Raw genomic sequence first — 21,452 nt, forward strand, 5'->3', positions numbered from 1 at the left:
CCCAAGAGGGCGCGGGGACTAGCGATCGGGGTGTCGATGCCGAAGGCGCTGACACGCGACGAACTTCAGGCGCAGACACGTGAGTTGGTACTGCAGGCCGCCGAAACGGTGTTCCTGCAGAAGGGCTTTCACGCAACGACGGTCGCGCAGATCGCGGCCGAGGCGGGACGCACTCAAGGTTCGATCTACAGTAACTTCGAAAGCAAAGACGCACTGTGTCAGCAACTCCTGCGTATTCATTACGAAGGATGGCTGACTCAGGTCGCGTTGGCGGTGATGGCTGCGGAAAGCTCGGCAGAAAAACTCGAAATCGTCGAGACAAAATGGCGGGTACTGAGTGGTGAGACAGACTGGATCGGTCTCACAGCGGAATACCTACTCGCCGTCCGGCACGATCCTGAACAGGCTCAGTTGATCCGTGAGAATGTCGCGGGCCTGCAGGCAGGTGTCAAAGCGGTGTTCGCGGGTCAGCTAGAAGCCGAGGGCATCGCGGCGCTGGATCATCCAATTCTTGACGATGCGGTGGCGGCAATCGTCGCAACGGGGATGGGCCTGGTGGTCAACCACACGCTGGGCCTTGTGGAGCCAGATCAGTCGACCAACCTGTTCATGCAGACCCTCGAGACGTGGCGAGATCGACTGAGTTCTTCTCACTAACGCTGGTGAACTCGTAGTCGGTGAATGGGAAATACCGGTTCTGCAAGCGCATCTCGGTATTGGTGGAGGGGCGGTACGCGGCGGCATCACCCTGATAGTTGATGTAGTAGGTGTTCGAGCCCGCACACAGCGGGGTGGGCAGATGACTCTTCGCGGCGCGCGACAGCATCTGTTGCCAGTATTTGTCGTGGGGCTCCCGGCGAACCTCACACCGTGTGGCGCCACGCCGCCGTGATTCCTTTATGGCCCGAACAGCATGCGCCACAGTTGATTCCAGTAGAACTAGATATGATCCCGGCGAGTACGCCCACGGGCCGATGAGCATGTAGGCATTGGGCCATCCCGGAATGGTCACCCCTTGGTAGGCCTGATAGCGATTCTCATCCCACCAGGTGTTCAGGTCGACGCCGTCGCGTCCCAGGCAGGGGAAGGGTGGTGTCGCGCCCTTTTCCATGACCTTGAATCCGGTAGCACAGACCAGGACATCGATCTTGTGCTCGACGCCATCAGCGGTGACGACGGAGTCTTCCGTGATGCGCTCGATGGGTTCGGTCACCAGATCGACATTGGGCTTGGTGAACGTCGAAAACCACTCGTTGTGCATCGACGGCCGTTTGCAGCCGAAGGCATAGTTCGGGGTCAGCTTCTTGCGTAGTTCGGGTTCTCCGGGGAGCTGTGTCCACATCCATCCCCGCAGCGCCAGACCAACGCTCTGCAGCACCGCCTTGTACAGGCGTTCGCCCAACAGTTGTCCGCCCAGCAGCGCACCGCCGAGCCCTAGTTCGACGAGCACCATGCCTGCGCCGCGCAGGGGCGCGCGCAGCAGGCGATTGCCGAAGATGAATCGGGTGAGGGGGCCGGTCTTGAAGTCGAGCTTGGGTGCGACCCAGATCGCGGTGCGCTGGAACACCGTCAGGTGACTGACCTGATCAGCGATCGCTGGTACCAATTGCAGTGCGGTGGCGCCGGTTCCGATCACGGCCACCCGCTTGCCGGTGAGGTCGTAGTCGTGGTCCCACGCCGTGGTGTGCTGGAGCTTGCCGGCGAAGGTGTCGATACCCGGGATGTTCGGCAGGTTCGGCACTTCGAGCCCCCCGATCCCGACGATCACGTGACGTGCCGTGATTTCGCCTCGATCGGTCTTTACATGCCAGATGTCGGTGGCCTCGTCGAAGCGGCTGCCGAGCACCATGGTGCTCAGCCGCAGCTTGTCGCGCAGGCCATGTTGATCGACTACGTCCTCGGCATACTGCTGCAGTTCTTCGCCCGGCGCGAACAGCCGGCTCCAGTTCCCGGTTTGGGCAAACGAGTAGCTGTAGATGAAGGATGGAATGTCCACCGCCACACCGGGGTACTTGTTGATAAACCAGGTTCCGCCCACGGACGGATGCTTGTCGACGATGACGAAGTCGTCGATGCCGGCCTTGCGTAGCTTGACGCCTGCGGCGATACCGCCGAATCCGGCGCCTACGACGAGGACCTCGTGTTGGGGGAGGGTGGGTGTGCTCACGGTGTGCCTGCCTTGTAGATGGTCGGGTTGGTGATCTGGCCGATGAAGTACGCGATGTCCGCAACGGCCGCCCGAGCATCAGGCAGCAGATCCGCCGCTATCTGAAAATCGTGCACGGCGTGGTCCCAGATTTGGACGGTGCACGGCACGTTGGCCTCGGCGCAGCGGCGGGCCAATTGCTCGACATCGACCAGCAGTACCTCCAGTGATCCCACTTGAATGAAAACCTTTGGTAAGCCTGTGAAATCGTGATTCACCGATGACCAGGCGGGGTCCAACACGCCGTCGGGGGCCATGCCCAGTTCGCCTGGAACCGAGAGAATGAGACCGGATAGCATCGCGTCACGGGCCTCGTTCGGATGAGCCTTCTTGGCTGAACAATCGAGGTCCGCCCAGGGAGAGATGGCGGCGATGCCACCGGGTACAGGTAATCGGAGATCTCGCGCGGCGAGCGCCGCGCTGAAGGCCAGTCCGCCTCCGGCTGAATCGCCCGCGAACACAATCTTGTCGGCGGTGTATCCCTGGTCGAGTAGATATCGGTAAGCGGTCATGGCATCGGCGACAGATTCGGTGATGTGTGCTAATGGGAGCTGGCGATAGTCGACCGCGAGCAGCCGTGTTCCCGCTGTGCGCGCAAGGCGTGCCGTCATGCGTCGGTGACTGTGGAGGCCGCCCAGAATGAAGGCACCGCCGTGGAAATACAGCACCGCGCCCTCGGCCGGATTCTCGGGATCGGAAAGATCCTTATGCCACAGCCATTCCGCGCGGAAGCGGGGGAACGTCACAATACGGCGCGCCGTCCCCCTGCTTGGACGCAGTGGGTATGCGGCCATCTCGACGAAGTTGACGGCGCGGAATCCGCGCGTCCTCAACGCGGGAAATCGTATGGCGAGTTTGGCAAGAAGCTCCAGCGGTGCTCGCAGCAGAACGCGAGCCACCGCGTGGGAAAACTTTTGCAGGGCTGATCCACTCCCCGTCATCTCCACGCTGACGGTGCCGCCGGGTGCGGCAATCGATACCGAGTCGTTCATGCGAGTGCCTCCGCGGGCTGCTTCTCGTAGACGTAGTCGTCGAGGGGGAACTTGCGTGTGCTGCGGCGGGCCTCGAAGAAGCCCGCGGGCCGCAGGTATGTGCTGTCGCCCTGTGAGTTCCGGTAGTAGGTCGGAATATGTCCGTTCAGCTCCGCAAGGTAGTACCGGATGGCCTCGGACCGTTGTCGCACGGTCCGGTGGTAGGTGTCGGCGATCTCCTTGCGTACCTCACAGCGAATCGCACCGCGCCGGTTGGTCTCGGTGATGGCACGTACGGCGTGATCCGATGTCATTTCCATGAAGGCATGCCAACCCGAGCCCGTCCACGAATACGGCCCGCATAACGTCCATCGATTTGGCAGTCCGTGCACCGCAACACTTTCGTAGGCCTGCAATCCTTGCTCGGCATAGTATTTCGCCAAGTCGAAGCCGTTGCTGCCCACGATGGCTCCGGGAAGATAGGTCTCCGGATCGGAGAAAACTTCGTATCCCGTGGCGAGCACCAGTACATCGAATTGGTGTTCGGCGCCATCGCGTGTCCGGACGCCTGCCGCGGTAATCCTCTCGATCGGCTCGGTGATCAGCGAGACGTTGTCACGGTTGTACGCCTGCAGATAGCCGTTGGATATGGTCGGGCGCTTGGCAAGCGGGCCGAAGTCGGGAGCCAGTTTCTCGGCCGTAGACGGATCCTTTACCACCCAACGGATGTAACGCCGGTATGCGGCAATGCATGCCGCATCGAATCTGTCCATCGCGGGCCGCGACCATCGGAACGGCGCTCTGCTCAGGGTGCGCAGTAGCAGGTCGGCCAGTACCAGGACGGCGCCATTGAGTGCGGGCTGCACGCCGGGCGCCGCGTATAGGGGGCGCAGGATGGGGCCGATTTCAAGGTCCGGCTTGGGCAGCGACCACACGGGTGTGCGTTGAAAGACGCCGAGATGCGATACCTGTGGCGCGATCGTCGGAATGATCTGCACCGCACTGGCTCCGGTGCCGATGATGCCGACACGTTTTCCCGCCATGTCGTACGCGTGGTCCCAGTCTGTAGGCCGTTGGACCTTGCCGCCGAACGAGTCCGCTCCGGCGATGCCGACATCGGCCTTGGGGCGGACGAAGGCGCCTACGGCGCTGATCGCGAAGCGCGCGGTAATGACCGAACCGTCGCTGGTGAGCAGGTTCCAATATCCGGCGTCGTCCCACTCTTCCCGTTCGACGTTGGTGTTGAAGCGGACGCGTTCGTGGACACCGAAGCGTTTGGCCACGTCGACGTGATACTGCTTGACCTCGTCTCCTTTGGGAAAAAGCCTGCTCCACTGAGAGTTTCGCGCGAAGGAGTACTGGTAGGCGAAGGACGGAACGTCCACTCCCAGGCCTGGATAGTGGTTCTCATGCCAGCTACCGCCTACGTCATCGGCCCGTTCCAGCAGCACGATGTTGCCGATACCGGCCTGCAGTAGTTTGACTCCGGCTGCGATGCCGCCGGGTCCGGCACCGATGATCGCGACATCGAATTCCGGTGATGGAGCGCTCATTGTCCGACTCGATTCAGGAGTGGCTGCAGCCGAGACATCAGGTTGTCGGCCAGTTCGAATGAGCCGATACCGGTGACGACCCGGCTGAGACTCGGCGACAGGCGGTAGAGCCCATAGATGAACCACGATTCGGGGTTCACGGGAACGACGGCCCAGTTGTGCCGTACCGATCGCTCGATGACGCGCGCTACCTTGTCCGGGCCCGCGTAGCTGATCGACTGGATCTTGCCGGCGCTGGCGTACCACTGCTGTTGATCGACCTCGCTGATGCCTGCGCGATGACCATTGGCGATCAGATTCGTGTTGATGACACCCGGGCATATCGCGGTGACGCCGATGTGGTGGCGGCGTAGTTCGACGCGTAGCGCCTGTGATGCCATCAGCACGGCTGCCTTGGCGGTTCCGTATGCGGCAATCATCTTGTGCGGCAGGAAGGCCGCACCCGAGGAGATGTTGACGATATGACCGCGTACCCCGGTATCGATCATCTGTTGGGCGAATACGCGTGAGCCGTAGATGACGCTCATCAAGTCGATGTCTATCGTGCGTTGCCACTCCTGTGCGGTCATCTCGACAAAGCCGCCCCAGTCCATGATTCCGGCGTTGTTGACGAGTAGGTGCGGCGCGCCGAATTCGGTGTCGACCCACTTACCGAAGGCCTCCCACTGTTCCTCGTCCGCGACATCCAATTGGTACGCGATCGCGGTGCCGCCGGCGGTGACGATCTCGCCGGCGGCCGATTCAGCGGCATCGATGTCGATATCAGCCAGGATTACCCGATCTCCCTGAGAAGCGAAGAGGCGGGCGGTTTCTCGCCCAATACCAGATCCGGCCCCGGTCACGATTGCGGTCTTCATCGATCTGCTCCGATCCCCAAGGTGTTCAGTGTGCGCGCGCCCAGGTCCACGACACGTTCGGCCAGCGACATCCGTCCCAGGCCCATGAGCCCACGGGACAAGCCCGGGGAGAGTCTGTACAAGTACCAGCCGAACCAGGCTTCCAGTCCGACCGGCACGGTGGACAGATTCCACCGCATGCCACGCTCGATCGCAGCAGCCACATGATCAGGGGAGCGTCCGAGGAAGTGCTGCCCCCGGCTGAGTTTGTTCGTCCACGTTGTGCCCGTCGGGTTGTCGACACCGCTGCGAGTGCCGTTCGCAGACAGATTTGTGTCGATCAAGCCGGGACAGATCGCGCTGACACCGATGCCATGGCGACCGAACTCGGCGCGTAGTGCCTGTGTGCCAAACCAAGCCCCTTGCTTCGCAACGACATACGACGGTGCCAAGGACGTAGGCATGAACGCCCCAACCGAGCAGATGTTGGCGATGTGTCCTCTTGCGCCGGCATCCACCATGCGCTGCACAAACAGTCGCGATCCGACCAGCGGGCTCATCATGTTGATCGAGATCATCCGCCGCCAGTCCGCGCCGGTCTGCTCCAGGAAACCACCGGCGATGAGGATTCCCGCGTTGTTCACGAGCAGGTCCGGCAGGCCGTAGTGCTCGCATACCCAATCGGTGAACTGCTCCCAATCCGCCAGATCGGCGACATCCAGTCGGCGGAAGACGGCATTCCCGCCATCGCGCACGATGCGGTCGACCGTCTCGGCGCCGGTCGTCTCGTTGATATCGGATACCACGACGGTCCAACCTTTACGACCGAAACGCTCGGCGGTCGCGCGTCCGATGCCGCTGCCCGCCCCGGTCACGACGGTTACGGGCATGGCTGGCACCCCCAGGACTGTGTGAACCAGAACGGGACTTTCGGCATGTTTGGACCTCTCCTCGTCGAACACTTCATTCAGATAATAGAATTATCTGAATGAAGCCGCAATGCCTTCCGGCCGAGAGAGCGGTAAGGATTCCATGACAGCGGATTGCTCGCGTATCAGTTCGCGAGCTGGCTCAGTGAATTAGCTGGAGGCGTTCGGAGAGAGCCGCAGGTCGGCAATCCACAGCTGCAGCGTGCGAGTCAGTAGAGCGACGTACTGCTGGTTGTCGATGGTGCCCAGTGTGCGGCCCAGTGCCAATCCCGTCGCGGTCGCGAGGATCGCGGTAAGCGCGACGTCACGTTCGTCATCGGGCACGGTGTCGGGAAGGGCGTTCGAGAGCACCGCACCCAGCAGACTGCGTCCCATAGCGATATGGCCCTGCGAGACCGCCAGCTGCGTCTGATCCTTGTGAATGGCCAGTGCGTACTCTGCGGCCAGCGCTACCAGGCCCTCATCGCCGCTTAACGCCGCGGACCACTGTGCGAGCTGAGCGACCTGGTCCTCGACGGAGGAGGCGGACTGAAGGAGCTTGCCTGCAACGTCGGAGAAGGTCCTCATATAGCAGCGCAGCAGCACCTCAGCGCAAAGGTTCTCTTTGCTGGAGAAGTTCGAGTAGATCGCCCCGACGGTCCGGCCGGCTGCATCGGCGATCTTGGTGACGGTAGTGCCGCCGAGTCCGTTGGCCAGGAACAGTTCCTCGGCCGCATCAAGGAGATCTTCGCGGGTACGTTGCTGAGATTCGGCGCGGCTTATCCGCTGTCGCTGCCCGGACATCGCCACCTCCTTGAGTCCTGCACCGTGTTCGTCTCATCCACCAACGCGGAGCGGTCGAGTTCATATTTTGCCATTGTCCCGATTGGGGAGTCCAGTGCGCCGGACGGATGCGTCTGGCAGGCACTGCGTCTGAGGCCGAGGCGGAGTGAGCGCATGCAGCAGACGCTCAACATACAAACCCCGTTCCCGATCCGTTCACTTGCCGTAAATGAGGTCAACTTAAAAATCATGCATACCCAAAAGGGGTATGGGGTAATAGTCCCGAGCATTTTGGGACGGATCGTGTTGGACAACTGAGAGGCACCGCCGCCACCATGCTGAAAAGTCTTGTCGTCCTGACCATCGCGGGCGTGCTCGGCGCGACCGCACCGGTGGCCCTGGCTGATCCGCTGGGCGGTGAACCATTGCCGGATCGGATTGCCGCCGAGGGCGCACCCGGCCCGGCCGCAGACAACGGTGCCGTGGCCTCGGCAGAGCCGGGCACCCTGCGCACGCGGGAGGGTTGGGTTCTGGCCATAGCGGCCAAGGACGAGGCCCAATTGCCCGTCGCGCCGTTGACCACAGCCCTGTCCTCACGCGAGTACCTGGTCAGTGGAACATTCCTTGGTGCCATCCAGGGGGCCGGCACTACGAAGCTGACCGATGGGATCCTTGAAGCTGGGTACCAAATCGGTTGTGGCATAAGCGCTGCCGAGGTCGACTTGAGATTCGGTGGTGGCATCACACCGCAGATCAGTCCCGCGGGTGTGCCCAGCATCGGAGGTAACGTCTTTGGGCAGGTCCGTCCCACTCTCAAGCCGGGTACCGCCACCATCATTCCGGTCACCAAGATGGCGTTCGAGGGGGACAGTGCGCGCGTCACCATCACGGCCTTCCGCATCAAGATCGACAGCTGCGTGGGCCAGTCCTTCATCCGCTCCTATGCGATCTTGACCAGCTCGACCGAGGACACGCAGGACGTGGTCACCTACATGGGTGTGACCAAGGCCGTCTGATCCTAAGCATCCAGATCTCAACTCGCTCAATCGCATCCAGCTCTGAGAGGCGTCGATGACCATGTTCAAGACTCTTGCCACCGTGACAGCCGCGTGTGTACTCACCGGAGGGGCGCCGTTGGCGTCGGCTGAGCCCGGCCCCTCCCCACTTCCCTTGCCCGTCGGGATAGAGAACCCGCCGCGGCCCGCTGAAGGTGAGCCTGGCCCGCCGCTGGACAACGGGGTCGTCGCTTCCGAACCACCGGCGACCGTCACAACCCCGGACGGCTGGGTGCTGGCACTCGCGGCAGAGGAAGAGACTCAGCTGCCTATCCCGCCGCTCACCACGGCGACCTCCTCTCGTGAATACCTGGCCGGAGGCACGTTCATCGCCACCGTGAAAGGTGGCGGCAGCACAAAACTGAAGGGCGGGACCGTCGAGGCCGGTTACCAGATTGGCTGCGGTATCGCCTTGAGCGGAGTTCGCCTGACCGGAAGCATCGGCCTGTCCTCGTCGATCGGCCAGTCCGGGCTTGGCAACATCAGCATGCCCCTCGTGGGAAACATCGAGGTGAGGCCAAAACCCGGTGAGGTCATCAATGTTTCCGTCACCAAGAAGAAGTTCAAGGGCACGCAATCGCGCATCACGCTCAAGGACGTTCACATCAAGATCGACGGATGTATCGGGCAGTCGTTCCTGCGGTCCTATGCGGTGCTCACCAGCACGACCTCAGGAACCGAGGACATCATCGCCTACTACGGCGTCACCAAAACGGTCTGAGCGGGGACGGGGTTCTATTCGAGCCCAAGGCTCTTGAGTGCGTGAGACATCCGCTGCGGGGTCGCCGGAGTGAGAGTCGCCCACAGCGCGCCGTCAGCCGAGGTGCTCGGCGTGGCCATGATCCGGCCAAAGGCGGTGTCGTACACGGCAACTCCGCCGGGTGCGCGATCGGTGACACCGTCCACGCGACGAATTGCGGTGATCTCGGTCATCGCGCCGCGACGAGCCATTGCCTTGGCCACGGCTACGGCGTCGGCTTTGGTGGCGCCGAGGGCGATGAGGCCCCGGGCCATTTCGGCGGGTTCGGCGTTAAGGGCCAGCGCCAGCTGCTCGGCGGGTGCGTTGATCGACCCGAACTTCAGTGGCGTGGCGTCACCCAGGTACCGCCACAGTTCGGCGCCGAGCGACCCGGTTACCGAACGCATGGCCACACCCTCGCCATCGTTGACCAGCAGCACGTATGCCTCGCCGTGCTCTACCAGGCACAGGCGCAGCATCTGCGATCCGGCCCAGCGGCGCACCGCTACCTGACCGGTGGCCTTGCTGGCCGAGGTCAGCATGTCGCGCAGAGTCGGGTGAAGGTCCTCGCCCTTGAGCAGATTGCGTTCCTTGAGCCGGGCGCGGGCGCCCTCCAGAGCGTCTCGATGTTCGGCTTCGTCTTCGTGGCGCGGACCAGCGGCCAGCACAACCGGCAAGAGGTCATTGCCGGTGATCTCGCGGGTCAGTTCCAGTTCGTCGAAGTCCAGGCGGACGGTCACAGCTCCGCGCTCGCACCGAGGACCGGCGGCGCCACCGCGCCCTTGGAGCCACCGCGCTCGAACAGCGCTGAGGCGTCAACGTTTTCGAAGTCGGCGACCTTGTCGCTGGCCGGCTTGGTGGTCAGGATGTCCGGCAACTCGACAGGCTTGCTCTCGTCGCCCATGAAGACGCCGGTGGCACCGATGGCGGTGAGGTCCTTGTCGTCCTCGTCCTCATCCTTTTTGCTGCCGGCGTTCCCCACCTTGATGCCCTTGCCGGCACTCGCGGCCAGCGCACCGCCGGCCATCATGCCGGCCATCGGCGCACCCATTCCGCCCATGCCCATACCGGAGCCGCCGGCGGAGGCCGCATTGGCGGTCATCGAGATGGCTGCCGCGCGGGCGCTCTGCACACCGGGCACCGAGTCGGGGCTCAGCGGGCTCGGACCCATCTCGGACATACCGAAACCGGCAGCGCTGACGCCGGTGTTGCCGCTGTTGGCTTCCGACTTCTCTTCGGGGTACTTGATGACCTCGGGGGCCGGCGGGAACTCCACGACCTTGGCCGCGGGCTCGCTGGCCGACTCGTAGGTCTCCATGGCCTTGGCCGCCTGCAGATCCAGGCCCTGCTCCATGCCCTCGGTGGTGGCGTGCAGCCCGAAGAGCGCCCCACCCGCGGACAACGCCTCGGCCTTGGCCTTCTCAAGCTGAGCCAAGTCGTTGATGTGTGGCATGTCCAGAACCGCCGTGCCGTACGACTCGGCGTACGTGTTGGCGGTGTCGCTGACCTCCTGGGTCAGTCCGGCCATCTTGTCCAGCCACTCGGTGAACGGGGTGAGCTTGGTCAGCGCCTCTTCGGCGCGGGGACCGCGGTACCCCTCCATCAGCTTCTCGCCGACACCCACGCTGTTCTCGTGCACCTCGGCGAACGCGGCGCTGATCTCCTGCCACGCCAGTGCACTGTCGACGACATGCGTCGGTCCGGCACCCGTGGTCAGGTCCAGGGCCAGCTTCTTCGCCTTGCGGGCCACCCAGTTGACGCCAGTGAATCCGGTCATGATCTATTCCCCCACACCATTGATACGGGCGGCGTTGTGTCGTTCGAGATCGACGAACGCCTGCGAGTTGCGTCGGAACGCCTCGGCAATGCGCTTGAGCTGCTCGATGCCGTCCTTGGCGACCTTCTCGAAGTTCTCGTTGGTCTTCGCGGAGGCATTGGCCACCGCGGTGGACACCTCGTCGCGACCGGCCGAACCGAACTTCGTGGCCTCAAGCTGCTTGTCGAGAGCTTCCTGCAGTCGCTGCGCCATCGCGTCGTACTCGACAGCGGCATCCTTCATGACATCCGGATCGACCTGCAGAACAGTTCCCGGCTGGTTAGCCAGGTCCCAACGGATCTCCTCACGCTGGGCGGGCGCTGGTACGTCAGCCATCTTCTGTCCCCTTTCCCCCACTAGTCTCGCGTCGTCCTAAGGGCAGTTTTGCCCTTTCACTAAAGATGGACGGCGGATCCCTCTATTCGGTTCCATCATTCTCCAAGATTTTTGGATTTTTTTCCAGCAAACCTCAGACGCCTCGTTAGCCCCAGCCCAGCTGGTGTAATCGCTCATCGTCGATACCAAAATGATGGGCGATCTCGTGGATTACGGTGATCGTCACCTCGTCCACCACCTCATGTTCGCTGGAACACATCTCGAGCAGCGGCTCGCGGTAGATCGTGATGGTGTCCGGCAGCGCGCCGGCATAGAAGCTGTCGCGCTCGGTCAGTGCGATTCCCTCGTACAGCCCGAGTAGCTCGGGGTCCTCCGGATTGCGGTCCTGGACCAACACCACCACGTTGTCGATGGCGGCGGCGAGTTTCGGTGGCACAGCGTCCAAGGCGTCGGAAACAAGTTCCTCGAACCGTTGTTCGCTCATCTGGACGGCCATCACATAGCTAGGCCGGTCCGGGTGGTGGAGCTCCCGGGGGCGCCTGGCCCGGCGGCTGCCCCTCCATCGGCGGCCCTTCCATGGGCGGGCCGTCCATCGGCGGGCCCGCGGGCGGCGGAGGTGGACCCGCACCCGGAGGCAGCGTGGTCACAATCGTATTGCCCGGAGGGTTGCTGGGGTTCGGCGCTACCGAGGACGTCGGCGGCGCAGAGGTCCGAGTCGGCTGTTGTGTCGTCTGCTGAGTCGGTTGTTGGGTGCGGGTTGGCTGCTGCGTATACGTCGGCTGCTGCGTGTAGGTGGGTTGCTGAGTCGGCTGCTGGGTAGGCGCCGGAGTGGTGGACAGCGGGATCGGCGGCATGTTCAGCCGGTCCGCGGGGATGTCCGGCGGCGGCACCGGCGGCTGCCCGTTGATGAGCAGTTGTCCACTCTTGGCGCTGTTGACCAGAGTCGACCAGGCACCGTTACCGAGGGTGGACCCGATGTTGCAGCTGACCTGACGGCTGCCGGCGGTCCAGCTCGGCAAGGTGATGGTGTTGTACGACAGCGTCAGCGTGGTGGCGCGAAATCCGTCGGGATTGCCCATGTACTCATTGGTCAGACGGTTGCAGTTGTCCTTGATGAACGCGTCCTGGTCAGGCTCGGGCGGCACCGAACCCGGGAACTGCTCTGCCAGGCTCACCGTTCCGGTGATCTCCATGGCATGGGCCCTGTCGCAGTCCACCGGGAGCTCGGTGGGCAGGTTCGTCGTGGAGTCGATACCGACGCAGGTCCCTACCGGCCAGACCTTGGACTGGTCCTGCTCGGCCACCTTGCCACGGAACAGCTGTTGCTGATTGTCGGAGCCGGGGAGCTGTAGACCACACAGCACGCGTCGTTCACCCGCTTCGGACCAGCCCTTCTTGTCGGGATACAGCATGCCCATGGTGAATCGGCTGTTCGGGTCGTAGCGATCTCCCAGGTAACGGTTGATGGCGACCTGGCACTGTTCCTGACTGATCTCCTGGATGCGCACCATGCTGGGTGGCTGTGAATCCGGCCCGTACTCGGTGCCGGGGAAGGTGCGCAGGTCAATGGACTCAGCGACCTCGAAGCGGTGATCGCTCGCGCAGTCGACGGTGCGGACATCGGCCATCGACGTGGGCGCCGACCAGCTGAGGCAGTCGCCAGCCTTCGCCGAGTTGAAGGTGCTGTTGCCCGGGGCGCCGGTGCTCGGCACCGGGTTGGAGTCGATCCTGTTGACCAAGCGGTCCGCCGAGGTCCAGCCGTCCGGCAGTGCCTGAGTGAGACCGGCGATGAACAATCCGCCGAAGGTGACGAGCAGCAGAGCACGATGCGTGGACCGTTCCTTGAGTCCCTCTTTCAAGCCCTCCCACCAGCGCGGCTTGTCCGATGAGGAGGCACCCTCGTCGACAGCAGCGGCGGGCTCGTCGGCGACGTCATCGGGGAGGTCGTCCTCAGAGCCGTTCTCGGGGTAGTCCAGGACTTCCGTCTGCGGAGCTTCGTCGGCGGCCACCGATTCGGTGGCGGAGTCCGACGTGACCGGGGTCTCTGGGGACTGCTCGGCCTCCGCGGGTGGCACGGCAGCAGCCGCGGACTCGGCTTCGGAGTCTGCGGATGTCTCGGTGCCCACCTCGTCGTTAGGGGATTCGTCCGGGGCGGACTCGTCCCGCTCGACCTTCGTGGGTTCGGCTTCGTCGCTCATACTGCAGCCATTGTTACAGGTGGCGGTGCGGGTTAGCCCAGCGATGCTGTCCGCATGCGCAGCTAGATTGAACTCTGTGACAACGATGGAACCTGACCGTGATGAGTCCGGCGAGGCCGGGGACTCTCCCGCGGAGGAAGCCGAGCATCAGGCACGCGTTGCCGAGCAGGTCGCCGCGCTGGCCCACGAGCTGTTCGATATGGCTCGGGAGGGCAACGCGTCCACCCTGGCCGCCTACCTGGACTCCGGAGCGCCGGTGGATCTGACGAACCAGGCAGGCGACACACTGGTCATGCTGGCCGCCTATCACGGGAATGCGTCCACGGTTCGGTCGCTGATCGCGCGCGGTGCCGACGTCAATCGCGCCAACGACAAGGGCCAGACGCCGTTGGCCGGCGCAGTCTTCAAGGGCTCCGACGACATCGTCGAGATCCTGGTCGAGGCGGGTGCAGATCCCACCGCCGGGACCCCATCCGCGCTCGATGCGGCGCGGATGTTCGGCAAGGATGAGTATCTGAGCTTGTTTGGCGTTTAGGCCGCATGCGGATTCACGGTGAATGCAACCCTCGCCGCGGTCGCGGCTGTAGGCGAGCGTTGCTACGTGGCATCTGCCGAGACCACCCCCCAACTCGCTGCCCTGGCACCGCGGCTCGATGAGGTAGCGCGCCTATTAAGTGTTCGATCGGTGCTGGTCATGCGTTCCGAACCCGGTGCGATGGCTGTCGCCGCCACGGCCGGAGATGCGGCCGAGCACTACACGGTGGGATCCGTTGGTAAGAAAGCGGGCGACGACCAGAGCAGGGTCCCTCTGTACTGCGAGCGAGTAGTCGACTCCGGTGACGAGGTGTTCGTGCGTGACTCGCGTGTCGACGAGCTTTTCGCGGGCAACGAGGACGAAATCGAGTTCGGCCTCACCAACTATTTGGGGCTGCCCGTTCACAACTCGGCCGGTGAGGTCGTGGGGACGGTGTGTGTGCTCGACGAGGTGGCGCGCGAGTACACGCAAGCGGAGCGCGACGAGCTGGTGGGGTTACGTGCCCAGGTTGAGACGATTGTCCGAGCCGATGGCTCAGCATTGGGCTGAAGCGCAGGAGCGAAAGCTAGCCCCAGTAGTGTTCAGCGGGTGATCGACCTCAAATTCCTGCGCGAAAACCCCGACGCGGTGCGTGCCTCGCAGCGTCTGCGAGGCGAGGACCCGGCGCTCGTCGACGTGCTGCTCGACGCCGATACGGCACGGCGGGCGGCGGTGTCGACCGGTGACACCCTGCGTGCGGAGCAGAAGACGGCAAGCAAGAAGGTGGGCCAGGCGACGCCCGAGGAGCGCCCCGCGCTGCTGGCGGCGGCCACTGAACTTGCCTCTCAAGTCAAAGCCGCCGAGGCCGAGCAGGTAGTCGCTGAGGCCGCGTTCACCGAGGCGCACAAGGCGATCAGCAATGTAGTGATCGACGGCGTACCGGCCGGGGGCGAGCAGGACTTCGTGGTACGCGAGCTGGTGGGGGAGCCGACTGCTATCGAAAACCCCAGGGACCACGTGGAGTTGGGTGAGTCACTGGGCCTGTTCGATATGGAGCGCGGCGCAAAGGTCTCCGGCGCCCGGTTCTACTTTCTCACCGGCTACGGTGCGTTGTTGCAACTCGGCCTGCTGCAGCTGGCCGTGCAGACCGCGGTGGCCAACGGCTTTACGCTGCTGATTCCGCCGGTACTGGTGAAGCCCGAAATCATGGGCGGTACAGGCTTTTTGGGTGCCCACGCCGACGAGGTATATCACCTTGAGGAGGACGACCTGTATCTGGTGGGCACCTCGGAGGTGCCGATCGCCGGGTATCACTCCGGCGAGATACTCGACCTGAGTGAGGGTCCGCTGCGGTACGCCGGATGGTCCAGTTGTTTCCGGCGTGAGGCTGGTAGCTATGGCAAGGACACTCGCGGCATCATCCGGGTGCACCAGTTCGACAAGGTGGAGGCCTTCGTCTACTGCAAGCCCGAGGACGCCGAGGCGGAGCACGGCAAGATACTGGGCTGGGAACGGCAGATGCTGGCCCACATCGACGTGCCCTACCGCGTCATCGATGTTGCCGCAGGTGATTTGGGTTCATCAGCGGCCCGCAAGTTCGACTGCGAGGCGTGGGTGCCGACGCAGCAGGCCTACCGGGAGCTGACCTCCACCTCCAACTGCACCACCTTCCAGGCGCGTCGGCTGGCAGTGCGTTACCGCGACGAGAACGGTAAGCCACAGACCGCCGCGACACTCAACGGCACATTGGCCACCACCCGGTGGTTGGTGGCAATCCTGGAGAACCACCAGCTACCCGACGGCAGCGTTCGGGTACCCGCGGCCCTGGTGCCCTTTGTCGGAACCGAAGTGCTGGAGCCCAAATGAGCAAGATGTTCGACATCGAGCTGGACGAGCTGCGTAGCTGGTTCGGCTTCGGAGTCGCCGGGAACTTCGCCGGGCATCTCGAACAGGCCGGGGAATCAGCGGATTTCGTGAATGTCGCCTCAAACGGTGTGGCACCCAAGGGGATATTTCCGTGGTATGTACCCGGTGACGACGGGTTTCTGGGCCAGTTCCCCCTCTCGCATGATGAGACGGTGCTGCCCGACAGCGACGCTCCGCTGAACCTGCAGATTGAGCCCGAAGTGGGCCTGGCATGCCGCGTGCATTGGCGCGGCGACGTTGTCGCTTCGTTGGAGCCGTTCGCGCTGGGTGCCTTCAACGACTGCTCGATCCGGCGTCCCAACGCTCCCAAAATCAGTTACAAGAAGAACTGGGGTTCAGCGTCCAAAGGCGTTGCGCAACAGTTCTTTGAGGTCAGCGACCTCACCCCCTACGGCCCAACGGCCACCCTGCGGCTGAACTGTCACCTGCACAGCTCGGACGGACAGGAGCATGAGTACGGCGTGGACAGCCCGCTGCTTGGGTACTCCTACTACGGTGAGGTTCTGCTGGACTGGATCACCGAGCGCCTGGACAACCAAAAGGGTTCCGCAGATACGCCGTTGGAGGATGTGGGTGCGCTCATGGTGGCCGCCGGGCATCCCGCACACGTGCTGATCGGCATCGGGGCGACCAAGTACACGCCGTTGGGTGAGTCCACGTATCTACAGCAGGGCGATGAGGCCGTGGTCCGCGTGTACAGCACCTCCTCCGACGAGGTGTCCGAGCTACGGCAGCGGGTTCGTAGCGTCCGCTAGGCGGGACGGACGGGTTTGCGGTCCCGAGTTCGCGCTAGCGTCGAGACATGATCGAAGGCGTGACCTCGGATACCTACCGGGAGCTTTCTGAGAACGGTGTGCAGAAGCACAACAGCCGGATGATCAGGCTGCTCCGCGAGAACGGCGGCAAGCTGCCCGGCGTACCCGATGACGAGATGCCGGTGCTCATCCTGACGATCATCGGCGCGAAGACGGGAATCGAACGGTTGACGCCGCTGGGTTACTTCGAGCACGAGGGACGCAGGTTCATTGTGGGATCCAACGGAGGACAGCAGAAGCCGCCATCGTGGATCTTCAATGTGCGCTCCCATCCCACCGTGACCGTCGAGGTAGTTCCGGACAGCTACGATGCCGTTGTGCGCGAGCTGGATTCGGGCGAACGCGACCAACTCTTCCCGGTGCTGGTGGCCAGGTATGCGTTCTTTGGCGACTACCAGGCACGTATCGAGCGGGTGATCCCGATGTTCGAGTTGATGCCGGTCTAACCGAGCCTTCTGGAGCGCAGCTCGTGCCCCTTGGAGGTCATGCAGCGGCCGGTCTCCAGGTTCCAGTCCCATCCGTGCAGGTTGCAGGTGAGCTTGTTTCCCTCCACCACACCGAATTTCGACAGATCGGCCTTGAGGTGCGGGCAGCGGCGCTGAATCTCCCAGCCATCCAGTGTGATGGAGGCGCTGTCGTCGTGGGCCTCGGCGAACCAGCCGTCGGCGTACGCGATGCGCTCGTTGGTGAGGCATTTGAAGAAGGTGTACAGGTACTCGTTGTAACCGCCCACGCGCCAGGCCTTGAAGCGGGTGGACAAGAAGATGGTGTTCACCCAGTCGGGCTCGTCATCACGCAGTACGGTGCGGACCAGCTCCGGTGCGATCCCGAACCCGTAGCGGAACTTCTCATTGGGAATCGGTTCACGGACAATACGTTTCGGAAAGTCGAGCGCCACAACCTCGTCTCCCATGCGCAGCTCCACCGGATAGCCGATGCCATCGCAGATCTGATCGGTTTGCGCCATGATCGGTTCGAATTTGGCACGTAGCGGCCCGAGCAGCGGTTCGCCCTCGGCGGGTGCCCAGGCAGCCTTCTCGGCGGCCAGTACAGGAGCCATCCGCTGCGCGTACTCCTCGATGTAGGCGGCCTTGCCGGCGCCGAAGATGTGTTCGGCCTCCTCGTCGGACACCGGATGCGTCAAAGAATTCAATTCGGAGCCGGTGAAATCCGCAACGGTGCCGGGAATCATCAGTAGGCCCTTGTCGTGTCCGTGCTGGCGCATCTGGTCCAGGAACACCAGCTGGTCCGGGAAGATGTTCGCCGGGTCGCCGTGGTCGTCGTTGAGGTCACGCAGTTCGGCGTCCAAAAAACACGGTGGCCCAGCGGACGGGATGACCCAGGTGGCGCCCACCTGCGCGATGTACTGACGGCACCGGTCCATTCCGCGCTGCCGCTTCTGGGTGCCGAAGGCTTCTTTGGCGCGCGTGGGCATGTCGTAGACCATCGGATACCAGATAGCCCCGGAGTACTGCAGCATGTGCACGTCGATGTGCCCGAACTCTTCGGTCAGCACGTCAAGATCGACCGGCCGGGCGTCGTTCATATTGAAAGCCGTTGTGGTGCCATCGAATACCACGAGTCCGGAGTCGCCGATGGGTCCGTCGGCCGGAGCGCGCAATGCGATGATCATGACATCCAAGTCGCCCTTGGGGCCGCTCACCCGATGCTTCACCGAGTCCTCGGTCTCCACGAACGTGTGGAACCCCAAACCCTCAAGCTCACGCTTCAGATCAGGCACCGGATAGTCGGGCAGTAGCACCACCGCGTCCTTGTTGACGTGCTCGGTCAGGTTCTTCGGGTCGTAGTGGTCCTTGTGCAGATGTGAGACGTAGAGGTAGTCGCAGTTCCCCAGCCGGTCCCAGTCCAGGGTGCTGTTGTCGGGATAGGGAAACCAGGAGGCGAAGTACGCAGGGTTGACCCAGGGGTCGCAGAGGATGCTGCCCGCCGCCGTTTCGATGAAGAATCCGGCGTGGCCGACACTGGTGACTCGCATAAGCCCCAGCCTATCGAGCTGCATATTCTGCGCAAAAAGGTGCAGAAGTCGCACGAAAATGCACCGAAGGCCTCTAGAGAACCACGGGATGATTAGCGAAACTACGTAAAATTGGCCCGGTGTCCACCACCGATGGCCTCACCGCCGATGTCCTTACCGTGATCGCACGGCTCAACCGCTGGGTGTCCAGCCAGGCAGAGTTGCCCGTACCCACCGGCCAGGCAAGGCTGCTGGCACTCGTCGGAGAGATGGAGGACGCCCGAATCTCCGATCTGGCGCAGGCCGACCACTGCAGCCAGCCGACGATGACCGTGCAGTTGAAGCGGTTGCAGGACGTCGGGTATGTCGAGCGGCGCGTCGACCCCACGGACAAGCGGGCACAGCGGATCAAGCTGACCGCGGCCGGACGTGATGCCTTGGTCGCCATGCGCGCCGAGCGGCAGAGTGTCCTGGATCCGTGGTTGAGCACCTTGCCGCCTGATGAGCAGCGCACCCTTGCCGAGGCTGCCGCGATCCTGGAGGGTCTGATCCGCCGGATGGCCAACGCCTAGTTGGACGGTACGGTGAACAGAATTCGAAGAGATGGCCATGTGGTGCGCGACGGTGGATCGATGAGTTGTGACACCCGCAGGAACGCCTCAGCCACCGTGACGTCCCTGGCCATCGATAAACAGATCCTGTCGAACCACCAGCGCCAGAATCGCTGCGGACCCGCACGCCAGCCGTGTCGGTCAAAAATCGCCCAGTCGAGCTGAAGATACGAAACCCATAGGGGCCGAAGTACTTGCGCCGTTCGTCGGAAGTATCGGTGCGCAAGACGGCGATCTCCTCTGCGTAGGCAGTCGCGCAATGCGACTGCCTCGCAGGCGGAAACGGCCATGCCTTGGCCGAAGATCGGGTTGAGGCTACAGACGGCATCGCCGATGGCCAGGAGTCCTGTCGGGAACTGGCGCATCTTGTCGTATCGGCGCCAGTACCCGCCGGGATGACGGTGCCCTACGACGTCGGTGAGTGGTTGCGCCTCGTGCAGGGCTCGTATCACCCGGGGCGGAAACAGTTCGGCTGCCCACGCCTGCATGGCGGAGCGGTCCGCAGGGGTATCGCCGTCGGCCAGGTTGAGGACGGAGAACACCCATGTGTCGTCCTCGGCCTGTTGGATGGCTGCGCCTCTGAGGCCACCGGGATCAGGCTGTCTCATGATGAGTTTCTCGGTCACCGAGCCCGGGGCCAGCCGGAACCATTGGCTCGCGTAACTCAGCGGCCGCTTGGTGTGCTGGAGCCGAGGTTGTGCGTATCCGAGGTTCTCCAGCAGGAGCGGCAGACGTGAGCCTTGCCCCGTCGCGTCGATTACCAGCTCGGCTCGCAGAGTCCGCTTGAGTCCGTTGGTCCGTTCCGCGATCCGGACCCCCGTCACGGCCCTCGGGGTGTCGGTTATCAGGTTCACGAAGTCGTGACCGTCCAGGATGGATACGTTCTCGACGCCGCTAACCCTTTGACGGATAGTCGATTCCAGAAGGATGCGGCTGGCGAACCAGAATTTGAGTGAGCCCGGATCTCTAAAACGCCCGGACCGGCTCATCTCCTGGCCACGTGTGCGGAGCGAAACCAGCGAGAGATCACCCTCGTCACTGACGGGAGCACCGGCAGCGCGCAGTTCCTCGTCCAGTCCCGGAAAGAGTTGTGTCAGCGCCTGCATACCGCCGACGAGCAGTCCATGCAGATGCCTTGCCTGGGGTACCCCCCGGCGCTGCTGCGGACCCTGTGGCAGCGCATCACGTTCGACAACCGTCACCTGGTCGTAGAACTCCGAGACCACCCGCGCGGCGGCTAGCCCGGCGATGCCCGCACCAAGTACTACGGCATGCGTACCCAATCGCTCCATGGAGACTCCTGTCCACCCCGACCTCCCCGGGTGGAGTATTCAGCGATCTACGCGGGGCGGACCAGACCTTGTGTCTCGATTGGATTGCGACTCCCTAAGAGCGGCCTTACTTGTGCGCGGTAGCGGAGTTCTGTCGGTTCATTCGTTCTCGAACAAGTGTCGTAGATACGCGCGTGGGTCGGCGAGGAAGCGCTGCCAGTGCCCGACCATCTCTAGTTCGTTCCAATCGCTTTGGTGTACACCGTCTTCGCCGAATTCCAGGATGGTGGCGCCGGGGAAGGCCGCGAGTACGGGGGAGTGGGTGGCCATGATGACCTGAGATCCCGCGGCGACCACGGCGTCCAGCATCGCCATCAGTTGCAGGGATGAGGTGAAGGACAGCGCCGCCTCGGGTTCGTCGAGGATGAACAGTCCGCGCTCCATATCCCGCTCGGCGAGGAACGCCAGAAACGACTCGCCATGCGAGCGTTCGTTGAGTCTGCCCTCGAAGATCTGTTCCGGGGTGCGCTGGTCGACCGCCGTGAACAGCTGGTGCATTGCCTCGGCCCGCAGGAAACATCCTCCGCCGGGGCGCGGATGTTCGGCATCGAAGGTGACGGCCCAGTACAGGTCGGTGTCCTCGGTTCCACCGGGTGCGCCCCAGTGTTTGACGGCATAGGGCAGCCGCGAACGCCACGAGGAAGCCACCGCTTCCAGGAACGTGGACTTGCCCGAGCCGTTCTCGCCCACGATGACGGTGACGCCGGTGGTCAATCGCAGGGGTTCTCGAGCGATCTGTGCGATCGCAGGGATCTCCAAATACCAAGCATCGGGCTGCTTTTCACGATCGATCGCGATCTGGCGCAGGATCACGTCTTGATGGTATCGGGTCTGTAATTTCTCCCATTGCGGTATGTAGTGTGGATTTCGTTCTGAAAA

General features: G+C 63.2%; 23 protein-coding genes. 9 read left to right on the forward strand and 14 right to left on the reverse strand.

What is annotated here, in order from left to right:
- Positions 1-30: 30 nt before the first annotated feature.
- On the forward strand, positions 31-657 hold the full coding sequence (locus BB28_RS00670) for a TetR/AcrR family transcriptional regulator (RefSeq protein WP_046252113.1): 627 nt from the start codon (positions 31-33) through the stop codon (positions 655-657).
- Here the strand turns inward: BB28_RS00670 and BB28_RS00675 are convergent.
- The 6 genes from BB28_RS00675 to BB28_RS00700 all read right to left on the reverse strand — a co-directional run bounded on the left by BB28_RS00675 (position 608) and on the right by BB28_RS00700 (position 7,278).
- Positions 608-2,167, reverse strand: a complete 1,560-nt coding sequence (locus BB28_RS00675; protein WP_046252114.1) for a flavin-containing monooxygenase — start codon at positions 2,165-2,167, stop codon at positions 608-610. The two genes, BB28_RS00670 and BB28_RS00675, sit on opposite strands and share 50 nt — an antisense overlap.
- Entirely contained in the window at positions 2,164-3,198 is a 1,035-nt protein-coding gene (locus BB28_RS00680) for an alpha/beta hydrolase (RefSeq protein WP_046252115.1), read from the reverse strand. The genes BB28_RS00675 and BB28_RS00680 overlap by 4 nt, the downstream gene beginning before the upstream one ends.
- Positions 3,195-4,730 carry a flavin-containing monooxygenase gene (locus tag BB28_RS00685; protein WP_046252116.1) on the reverse strand — a complete coding sequence of 512 codons (1,536 nt, stop codon included), beginning with the start codon at positions 4,728-4,730 and terminating at the stop codon, positions 3,195-3,197. The genes BB28_RS00680 and BB28_RS00685 overlap by 4 nt, the downstream gene beginning before the upstream one ends.
- The gene (locus BB28_RS00690) at positions 4,727-5,587 is read right to left on the reverse strand and encodes an SDR family NAD(P)-dependent oxidoreductase (RefSeq protein WP_046252117.1); all 861 of its coding nucleotides are present in this window, start codon (positions 5,585-5,587) and stop codon (positions 4,727-4,729) included. Before BB28_RS00690 ends, BB28_RS00685 begins: the two co-directional genes overlap by 4 nt.
- Entirely contained in the window at positions 5,584-6,456 is an 873-nt protein-coding gene (locus BB28_RS00695; RefSeq protein ID WP_046255419.1) for an SDR family NAD(P)-dependent oxidoreductase, read from the reverse strand. Before BB28_RS00695 ends, BB28_RS00690 begins: the two co-directional genes overlap by 4 nt.
- Before the next feature lie 189 nt (positions 6,457-6,645).
- Entirely contained in the window at positions 6,646-7,278 is a 633-nt protein-coding gene (locus tag BB28_RS00700) for a TetR/AcrR family transcriptional regulator (protein ID WP_046255420.1), read from the reverse strand.
- A gap of 314 nt (positions 7,279-7,592) precedes the next feature.
- Here BB28_RS00700 and BB28_RS00710 point away from each other — a divergent pair, with 314 nt between their 5' ends.
- Both BB28_RS00710 and BB28_RS00715 read left to right on the forward strand, forming a co-directional pair.
- Entirely contained in the window at positions 7,593-8,273 is a 681-nt protein-coding gene (locus tag BB28_RS00710) for an MspA family porin (protein WP_046252119.1), read from the forward strand.
- 61 nt (positions 8,274-8,334) lie between these two features.
- A complete protein-coding gene (locus BB28_RS00715) occupies positions 8,335-9,033 on the forward strand; it encodes an MspA family porin (RefSeq protein WP_046255421.1) in 699 nt (232 codons plus the stop codon).
- Between the two features lie 14 nt (positions 9,034-9,047).
- On the opposite strand, the gene BB28_RS00720 is transcribed toward BB28_RS00715, so the two are convergent.
- The 5 genes from BB28_RS00720 to BB28_RS00740 form a co-directional block, all read right to left on the reverse strand.
- Positions 9,048-9,791, reverse strand: coding sequence for an ESX secretion-associated protein EspG (locus BB28_RS00720; RefSeq protein ID WP_046252120.1), 744 nt, complete (start codon positions 9,789-9,791; stop codon positions 9,048-9,050).
- A complete protein-coding gene (locus BB28_RS00725; RefSeq protein WP_046252121.1) occupies positions 9,788-10,828 on the reverse strand; it encodes a PPE domain-containing protein in 1,041 nt (346 codons plus the stop codon). The genes BB28_RS00720 and BB28_RS00725 overlap by 4 nt, the downstream gene beginning before the upstream one ends.
- Before the next feature lie 3 nt (positions 10,829-10,831).
- Positions 10,832-11,203 (reverse strand): PE family protein, encoded by a 372-nt coding sequence (locus BB28_RS00730; RefSeq protein ID WP_030096139.1) that lies wholly within the window; start codon positions 11,201-11,203, stop codon positions 10,832-10,834.
- 145 nt (positions 11,204-11,348) lie between these two features.
- Positions 11,349-11,699 (reverse strand): metallopeptidase family protein, encoded by a 351-nt coding sequence (locus BB28_RS00735; protein ID WP_030096138.1) that lies wholly within the window; start codon positions 11,697-11,699, stop codon positions 11,349-11,351.
- A gap of 7 nt (positions 11,700-11,706) precedes the next feature.
- Positions 11,707-13,401, reverse strand: coding sequence for a septum formation family protein (locus BB28_RS00740; protein WP_046252122.1), 1,695 nt, complete (start codon positions 13,399-13,401; stop codon positions 11,707-11,709).
- An 85-nt stretch (positions 13,402-13,486) separates the two neighbouring features.
- On the opposite strand from BB28_RS00740, the gene BB28_RS00745 reads away from it, so the two are divergent.
- From BB28_RS00745 to BB28_RS00765, 5 genes are all read left to right on the forward strand, one after another.
- The gene (locus tag BB28_RS00745) at positions 13,487-13,936 is read left to right on the forward strand and encodes an ankyrin repeat domain-containing protein (protein WP_081252182.1); all 450 of its coding nucleotides are present in this window, start codon (positions 13,487-13,489) and stop codon (positions 13,934-13,936) included.
- A 66-nt stretch (positions 13,937-14,002) separates the two neighbouring features.
- Positions 14,003-14,485 carry a GAF domain-containing protein gene (locus BB28_RS00750; protein WP_046255423.1) on the forward strand — a complete coding sequence of 161 codons (483 nt, stop codon included), beginning with the start codon at positions 14,003-14,005 and terminating at the stop codon, positions 14,483-14,485.
- A 39-nt stretch (positions 14,486-14,524) separates the two neighbouring features.
- Positions 14,525-15,781: a serine--tRNA ligase gene (serS, locus tag BB28_RS00755; RefSeq protein ID WP_046252123.1), complete on the forward strand. Its 1,257-nt coding sequence runs from the start codon at positions 14,525-14,527 to the stop codon at positions 15,779-15,781.
- A gap of 5 nt (positions 15,782-15,786) precedes the next feature.
- Positions 15,787-16,596 carry a DUF5718 family protein gene (locus tag BB28_RS00760; RefSeq protein ID WP_046255424.1) on the forward strand — a complete coding sequence of 270 codons (810 nt, stop codon included), beginning with the start codon at positions 15,787-15,789 and terminating at the stop codon, positions 16,594-16,596.
- 47 nt (positions 16,597-16,643) lie between these two features.
- Positions 16,644-17,102: a nitroreductase family deazaflavin-dependent oxidoreductase gene (locus tag BB28_RS00765; RefSeq protein WP_046252124.1), complete on the forward strand. Its 459-nt coding sequence runs from the start codon at positions 16,644-16,646 to the stop codon at positions 17,100-17,102.
- Here BB28_RS00765 and BB28_RS00770 read toward each other — a convergent pair.
- Complete coding sequence (locus BB28_RS00770; RefSeq protein WP_046252125.1) at positions 17,099-18,652, reverse strand: MBL fold metallo-hydrolase; 1,554 nt, start codon at positions 18,650-18,652, stop codon at positions 17,099-17,101. The genes BB28_RS00765 and BB28_RS00770 overlap by 4 nt on opposite strands.
- Positions 18,653-18,771: 119 nt before the next feature.
- On the opposite strand from BB28_RS00770, the gene BB28_RS00775 reads away from it, so the two are divergent.
- Positions 18,772-19,203, forward strand: a complete 432-nt coding sequence (locus BB28_RS00775; protein ID WP_046252126.1) for a MarR family winged helix-turn-helix transcriptional regulator — start codon at positions 18,772-18,774, stop codon at positions 19,201-19,203.
- Here BB28_RS00775 and BB28_RS00780 read toward each other — a convergent pair.
- Both BB28_RS00780 and BB28_RS00785 read right to left on the reverse strand, forming a co-directional pair.
- The gene (locus BB28_RS00780; RefSeq protein ID WP_046252127.1) at positions 19,200-20,534 is read right to left on the reverse strand and encodes an FAD-dependent oxidoreductase; all 1,335 of its coding nucleotides are present in this window, start codon (positions 20,532-20,534) and stop codon (positions 19,200-19,202) included. The genes BB28_RS00775 and BB28_RS00780 overlap by 4 nt on opposite strands.
- A gap of 138 nt (positions 20,535-20,672) precedes the next feature.
- Positions 20,673-21,386, reverse strand: coding sequence for an AAA family ATPase (locus tag BB28_RS00785; RefSeq protein WP_046252128.1), 714 nt, complete (start codon positions 21,384-21,386; stop codon positions 20,673-20,675).
- Between the last annotated feature and the right edge of the window lie 66 nt (positions 21,387-21,452).

This window comes from Mycobacteroides chelonae CCUG 47445 (genome assembly GCF_001632805.1).
Taxonomy (GTDB): Bacteria; Actinomycetota; Actinomycetes; order Mycobacteriales; family Mycobacteriaceae; genus Mycobacterium; species Mycobacterium chelonae.